Genomic DNA, 4996 nt, shown 5'->3' on the forward strand with positions numbered 1-4996 from the left:
AGGAGGAGCTCCGCGACCAGTACGAGGAACTGGCGGCCGGGGGGCAGCGTGTCCGCGAGAGCCAGGAGCGCTACCGGAGCATCATCGAGAACTCTCCCTATGGCATGCACTTCTACGATCTGGACCCGGGCCGCGGGCTCGTGTTTGCCGGTGCGAATCCCGCTGCTGACCGGATCCTCGGCATCAGCCACGAACTGCTGGTCGGGAAGACCATTCTTGAGGCGTTCCCCGGCCTTACAGAAACGGAGATCCCTGCGAAATACCGCGACGTGGCAGAGTCCGGGATTCCCTGGCAGACCGAGCAGGTGATATACGACAAGGGCGTGATACACGGTGCTTTTTCCGTCACGGCTTTCCGCCCTGCGAGGGGTTCCATGACTGCCATGTTCCTTGACATAACCGGCAGAAAGAAAGCCGAGATGGAGCGCCAGGAGAGCGAGGAGCGGCTCCGGCTCTTTATCCAGCAGGCTCCGGTCGCAATCGCCATGTTCGACAACGATATGCGCTACCTTGCTGCCAGCCGGAGGTGGCTGGCCGACAACCACCTCGGGGACCGCGATATTGCCGGTCGGTCCCATTATGAGATCTTTCCCAATCTCCCTGAAGACCTCAAAGACGCCCACCGCCGGGCCCTCGCAGGGGAGGTAATCTCATCGAGCGAGTACCGCTACGTGCACGAGAACGGTGCCGTCCAGTGGTTTACCTGGGAAGTGCGCCCGTGGTACACAAAAGGGAAGATTGTCGGTGGCATCATCCTTTTTTCCGAGGATATTACGGGCCGTAAAACTGCTGAGGATGCCCTCAACGAAAAAACCGAGGAGCTGGACCGGTTCTTCTCTGCAAGCCTTGACCTGTTCTGCATTGCCGGGATTGATGGCACCTTCCGCAGGCTGAACCCCGAGTGGGAGCGGACCCTCGGGTATACGCTCGCCGAACTCGAAGGACACCGGTTCCTCGACTTTGTCCACCCGGATGACCTGGATGCAACGCGTGCAGCGGTGGGCGAACTCAGCAGCCAGAAAAGCGTGCTCAACTTCACGAACCGGTACCGGCGCAGGGACGGCAGCTACCGCTGGATCGAGTGGCGTTCCTTCCCGAGAGGGGACCTGATCTTCGCTGCCGCACGGGACATCACCGAACGCAAGCAGTTCGAGGATGCCCTGCAGCAGAGCAGGGCTGAACTGAGTGCGATCCTCGAAGGAACGCCAGTCCTCCAGTTCGTCATCGGCCGCGACCACCGGATCATCGCGTGGAACAAGGCGCTCGAAAAGTACAGCGGCATTCCTGCCGCAGAGGTGCTGGGGACGACCCTGCAGTGGCGTGCGTTTTATTCGGAGAAACGGCCGGTCCTTGCCGATCTGCTGGTCGACAATAATACCGATGACCTCTCCAGATGGTACGGCGGAAAACTGAACCCGGCCCCGCATGTCGAAGGCGGGTACGAAGCAACGGACTTCTTCCCCGCCATGGGCCCCTCCGGTACCTGGCTCATGTTCACGGCAGCGCCGGTACGGGATGCGGACGGGACAATCATCGGGGCGGTCGAGACGCTCAACGATGTTACCGATCGGGTCAGGGCAACGGAGGCCCTGCGCGAGAGCGAGAAACGCTACCGCGACCTCTTCGAGATCACAAACGCGGTCATGCTGATCATTGACCGGGATACCGCGACCATTGTCGAGGGCAATGCCGCCGCCTGCAGGTACTATGGCTATACCCCGGAAGAACTCCGTGGCCTGCCCGTAAGCGCCATCAACACGCTGGATACTGATGATATCCGGCGTGAAATGGACCGTGCAGCAAGCCGCGACGGCCTCGTCTTCCAGTTCCGGCACCGGAAAAAGAGCGGGGAAATCCGGGACGTGGAGGTTTTCAGCGCCCCGGTGACGATAGCCGGTAAACTGCTGCTGCACTCGATCGTCCAGGATATCACGGAGCGCAAACAGGCCGAGGAGGCCCTCCGTGCAAGCGAGGAGCGGCTCCGGCTCTTCATCCGGCACGCCCCGGCAGCACTTGCCATGTTCGATACCGGGATGCGCTATATTGCGGCCAGCCGCCGGTGGATGGCCGACTACCACCTCGGCGACAGCGATATTGCCGGCCATTCCCATTACGAGATCTTTCCCGAACTTCCCGAGCCGCTGAAGGCCATCCACCGCCGCGGGCTTGCCGGAGAGGTCATCTCTTCTGCCGAGGACCGGTTTGTCCGGAGCGATGGTTCAGTCCAGTGGCTGGCATGGGAGGTGCGGCCCTGGTACACGACCGGCAATACCATCGGCGGCATTATCATCTATTCTGAGGACATCACCAGAAGAAAAGAGGTGGAAGAGAGCCTCCGGGAGAGCGAGGAGAAGTACCGGTCGCTCGTGGATGTCTCCCCGGTTGCCGTTGCCGTTCACCGTGACGGAAAAGTCGTCTATGCAAACCCGGAGGCAGTACGGCTCTTAAAAGCCAAGACTGCCGAAGACCTCATCGGGAAGAGTGTCCTGCCTTTCATCCACCCGGATTACCGGAAAAAAGCACTCGATGACTTCCGCAGTATGGCAGATACCGGCAGGATGATCCCTCTTCAGGAGGAGGTGCTCCTTGCGACAACCGGTGAGCCCTTCACGGTGGAAGTTGTGGCAAAACCCATCCGGTACGAGGGGCTGCCTTCTGTCCTTGTTGCATTCCGGGACATCACGGAGCGGAAACATGCCGAGACCTGCCTCCAGGAGGCATGGCGGAAACTCGCGCTCTTAAACAGCCTGACCCGGCACGATATCAGGAACCAGCTCATCACGCTGCAGGGGTTCACCCAGTTTGCCAAAATGACGGAGCAGGACACGACCATTGCCGGGTACCTGGAAAAGATCGATACCTGCGCAACCACGATCCGCGGGCAGATAGAATTTATGAAGACCTACCACGAACTGGGCGTGAACGCTTCGTCCTGGTCCCCGCTGGATGCTGTCGTGAAAAAGGCCTGCATAAAGTAGCTGCCGTCCCGGAATCTCTGTTCTGAAATCGAAATCTTCGACGACCCGAGTCTGGAGAGGGTCTTCTTCAACCTGTTCGACAATGCCCACCGGCACGGGGAGCACGCAACGGAGGCGGTTGTCCAGTGCGGGACGGATGGGGAGGCACTCACGATCGTGGTGGAGGACAACGGGATCGGGATTTCGGAGGAGGAGAAGGAGAAGATCTTCGAGAAGGGATGGGGGAAGAACACGGGCTATGGCCTCTTTTTAGTCCGGGAGATCCTCTCGATCACGGGGATCACGATCCGGGAGACGGGGACGCCGGGGAAAGGCGCACGGTTCGAGATCCGCGTTCCCCGCGAGTGCTGGCGGAAGAGCGGGACGTGAGAGGCAGTGACCGGTTGTTTGTGCCGGCGCTGCTCTCCACCGTAAAAAGCCCTGACAGAAACTGTTATTATAAAGAAACAAGTATTCCCTCATACCCATGAGTCTCCAGTCCCGCGTCCTCGTCCTCTATCTCTGCATAGGCGTCCTGGTGCTCATCCTTATCGGAGGAGTCCTTCCCGCAACCCTGCACAAGCAGAACCTTGACACGATCTCCGCCGGCTCCATCAGCCAGCTCCGGCACATCGATTTTGCGCTCAGCACCTTCATCGGAGAGGCAAGGCACGATGTTTCCGAGCTTGCGCTCAACGCGGAGGTCAGGACAAGGGATGACGCGGGATTCACGCAGTTTTTAAATGCCTCCGAGGAGACCTTCCAGTATTCCTACAGCGAGAAGGAACTCGCGATCATCGCTGTCCTGAAAGGCTACCAGGTCTCCCACCCGTACGTCAGTTCGGTGTACATGGGCCGGGAGAACGGGGCGTTCGTGCGGTCGTTTCCAAGGCGGCCGACTGCCTACGATCCCCGCGAGCGCCCGTGGTACGTCCTTGCAAAGGAGCACCCCGGGGAGGTCTCGGTGACAGAGCCCTACAAGGCGGTGACAACGGATGACGTGAACATCGGGATCGTGACCCCGCTCCAGGACCCGGACGGAACGATCTATGGCGTGGTCGGTGCGGATATCACGCTCGTCAACCTGACCAGTTACATCACCTCGGTCGGGCAGGTGGGCGGCAGGGACATGATCCTCACCGACCAGAAGGGGACTATTCTTGCCGCACAGGACCCGGCGCTTCTCTACCACCCGGTGAGCGATATCCTCGGCGACCTGGCGCCTGCGTTCCTCTCCTCGCAGGAAGGCGTCCTCGTCCTGGAAGGCTCCTACCTGATGTACTACACCTCGCCGGAACTGGGATGGAAAATCGGGACGTTCGTTCCCTTTACCGCGATCGATGCGGAGATCAACGCATCCATCCAGCGGATCCTCCTCTTTGTGCTCCTGGCCCTGGTCATGCTCAGTGTCATCACGATCCTTGCCCTTCACTACACGGTGATCCAGCCGCTCTCCTCCCTGACCGAAGTAAGCCGGAGGATCGCCGAGACCGGTGACGTGGAGCAGGAGATCGAGGTCACCGGTACCGGCGAGATCGCGACCCTGTCGCAATCGTTCCGGGCAATGGTAGAGAAAATCCACAGCGAGAAGATGGGGAGGGAGCAGGCCCTCCTCCAGCTGGAGGCCTACCGCGACCATCTCGAAGAGCTCGTTGCAGAACGGACCCGCGAGCTGGCAACGGCAAAAGAGGCCGCCGAGTCGGCCGACCGTCTCAAGTCAGCGTTCCTTGCCACGATGTCGCACGAGCTCCGGACACCGCTCAACTCGATCATCGGGTTCTCGGGCGTGCTCGAACAGGAGCTGGCCGGGCCGCTCAATGACGAGCAGAAGAAGCAGCTTGCAATGGTCTCTGAGAGCGCAGAGCACCTGCTCGCCCTGATCAACGATGTCCTGGACATCTCGAAGATCGAGGCCGGGCAGCTGAACGTCGCAGCCTCGCCCGTGGCGATCGCCCCGCTGCGGTAGAAGTGCGTTCGCACCGTGATGCCGCTGGCCGACGGGAAAACGCTCTCGCTTGATCTGTACATCGCCCCGGACG

General features: G+C 60.5%; 3 protein-coding genes. All 3 read left to right on the plus strand.

Features of this window, described 5'->3' with window-relative positions; genetic code table 11:
* Window positions 1-2978: PAS domain S-box protein (locus CW742_RS07055; protein WP_292418402.1), on the plus strand; the 2978-nt coding region annotated here is incomplete at its 5' end.
* Window positions 2979-3029: 51 nt separating this feature from the next.
* Window positions 3030-3347, plus strand: coding sequence for an ATP-binding protein (locus CW742_RS07060; protein ID WP_292418405.1), 318 nt, complete (start codon window positions 3030-3032; stop codon window positions 3345-3347).
* Between the two features lie 97 nt (window positions 3348-3444).
* A complete protein-coding gene (locus CW742_RS07065; RefSeq protein ID WP_292418404.1) occupies window positions 3445-4923 on the plus strand; it encodes a histidine kinase dimerization/phospho-acceptor domain-containing protein in 1479 nt (492 codons plus the stop codon).
* The last annotated feature ends 73 nt before the right edge of the window (window positions 4924-4996 follow it).

The organism is Methanoregula sp., from assembly GCF_002835825.1.
Taxonomy (GTDB): domain Archaea; phylum Halobacteriota; class Methanomicrobia; order Methanomicrobiales; family Methanospirillaceae; genus Methanoregula.